This is a genomic window from Marivita sp. (assembly GCF_051859345.1).
GTDB lineage: Bacteria > Pseudomonadota > Alphaproteobacteria > Rhodobacterales > Rhodobacteraceae > Marivita.
The window spans coordinates 1-2,507 of sequence record NZ_JBHYFV010000096.1 but is presented as its reverse complement, the minus strand read 5'-3'; the positions used below and the strand labels follow the sequence as shown (position 1 = coordinate 2,507).

At 58.9% G+C, this 2,507-nt stretch carries 1 protein-coding gene; it reads left to right on the top strand.

Going from position 1 to position 2,507, the window contains the following annotated elements; translation table 11 throughout:
* Positions 1 to 1,659, top strand: a 1,659-nt coding sequence (gene thrS / locus ACTIEN_RS22135) for a threonine--tRNA ligase (RefSeq protein ID WP_439525298.1), incomplete at its 5' end; no start/stop codon positions are given.
* Between the last annotated feature and the right edge of the window lie 848 nt (positions 1,660 to 2,507).

Here is a 2,507-nt window from a genome sequence, read left to right as displayed (position 1 = left end):
GACTTTTATCGCGAGAACCCGTTCACTGAGGACGAGTTGCGCGAGATCGAAAAGAAGATGGCCGAGATCATCGATCGCGGTGCCGAATTTTCCAAGGAAGTCTGGGATCGCGACGAGGCTAAAAAGGTCTTTGCCGCCAAGGGCGAACACTTCAAGGTCGAGTTGATCGATGCCATTGCCGCCGATCAGCAGGTCAAGATTTATAAGCAAGGCCAGTGGTTCGATCTTTGCCGCGGCCCGCATATGCGCTCGACCAAGGATGTGGGCAAGGCCTTCAAGCTGACCAAGGTCGCGGGCGCCTATTGGCGTGGCGATTCCAATCGCGAAGTGCTCAGCCGCATTTATGGGACGGCCTGGGCCAACAAGGAACAGCTCGACGATTACATCCACATGATCGAAGAGGCCGAAAAGCGCGACCATCGCAAGATCGGCCGGGAAATGGACCTTTATCATTTCCAGGAAGAAGCGCAGGGCTCGGTGTTCTGGCACCCCAAGGGCTATGTCATGTACAACCAGATGGAAGCCTATATCCGCCGCCGTCTGAATGCGTCGGGCTATAAGGAAATCAAGACGCCGCAGCTTCTGGACAACAAGCTGTGGGAGAAGTCCGGTCACTGGGGCAAATTCCGCGAAAACATGTTCGTGGTGCCCGATGAAACGCCATCGACCGAAGGCGATCATCCTGAGATTTCGCCTGATGCCAATCTGCTTGCGCTCAAGCCGATGAACTGCCCGGCCCATGTTCAGGTTTTTAATCAGGGCATTAAATCCTATCGCGATCTGCCCTTGCGGCTTGCGGAATTTGGCTGTTGCCATCGCAATGAGGCGCATGGCGCGCTGCATGGGTTGATGCGTGTGCGGCAGATGACACAGGACGATGCGCATATCTTCTGCCGCGAAGATCAGATTCAGGCAGAGACCGAGGCTTTCTGCGCACTGCTCGATTCCGTTTACGAGGATATGGGCTTTACCGAGGTCAAGATCCTGCTAGCGACGCGGCCCGAAACCCGCGCGGGTGACGATGCGGTTTGGGATCTGGCGGAAAAGAGCCTGGGCGATGCACTCAGCGCCACAGGCCGGGCTTTTGAAATCGCGGAAGGCGAGGGGGCTTTTTATGGTCCCAAGCTCGAATTTCATTTGAAGGATGCGATTGGCCGGTCGTGGCAGTGTGGTACCTTGCAGCTCGATTTCGTGATGCCGGAGCGGCTTGAAGCCTCTTACGTTGCCGAAGATGGCAGCAAGAAGCGTCCGGTCATGCTCCATCGCGCGATCCTTGGTTCGCTCGAACGCTTTATCGGCATGATGATCGAAAGCTATGCGGGTCGTATGCCCTTGTGGCTGGCCCCGGTGCAGGTGGTGGTCGCAACCATCGTGTCGGATGCGGATGATTATGCGCGTCAGGTGGTTGCCGATCTGCAGGCGCGGGGTATCCGGGCCGAAATCGACACGCGCAATGAGTCAATCAACTACAAGGTGCGCGAGCACTCGGTGGGCCGTGTGCCGTTCATCTTCGTTGCCGGCCGCCGTGAGGCGGAAGAAAAGACCGTCTCAATCCGTCAGCTTGGATCGCAGGGCCAGACGGTGAAGCCGGTCAGCGAGGCCATCGATACCCTGGCTGCCGACGTCACGCCGCCAGACCTCAAGCGCATAAGCGCCTGATTGCTTAGAGCCGCCCTCCGGGGCGGCTTTTTGTTGGGCGCAAGCGTCATGCCAATCACCTGCCCCTACCGTCGCTTTCCCTGCCCCAACCTTTGCAGTCCCGGACGTGATCCGGGACCCAGCAGGCTGTCCACGAGCGCTGGTGTTTCGGGCCAGTGCCCATAGCTCCCGGTCTTCACCGGGGCAGCGAGCGTGGGGAGATAGCGCCGCCCTATGCGTCTCACAACCGTTGCGCATACCTCGTCCCGGCCTGCGCTGTCCTCGCCCGAATACCCACCGCCCCGCTATCGTCCCCGGGCTTGACCCGGGGATCTGTCTTTTCAGCGCTTGACGAGTATCGCAAGACCCGCGGGTCAAGCCCGCGGGCGAAACAGAGAAGCATTGCCAAAAAACTTATCCCCGTCTCTCTAGGTGCCCTTATTGTTGTCCTTACGGCCGCGCCGAGGACGAGGATGCATACGAGCTTTCCGGTGAGGGTGAGATTGGAGAAGTGGGAAGCGTGAACCGAAGCCGAAGGTTCATCGGAGTGTTTCCAGAAAAAGTGGTTGCCACTTTTTCGGTTCGGAGACACGACAGAATAGCTCTCCCAAGGCACTTTGATCTTGTCTGCCAGGCCGGTTCGGGTCCGATGGGGTCGCCCAGCGGAGGCCGGAACGTCACCGAGGCCAGCCACAGTGACCCTGTGGTCACCGGGGAAACCCGGCGGGGATTGGCCCCAGCCCGAGCGGACGCCACGCCAAAAATCCCGGATGCATGGGGCGATGATCGCTTCATATAATAATTTCAGTATGCGGAGCACTCATCGCCCCATGCCGTCCACCTCTATCGAAAACCGGGGCCGCTGGCTG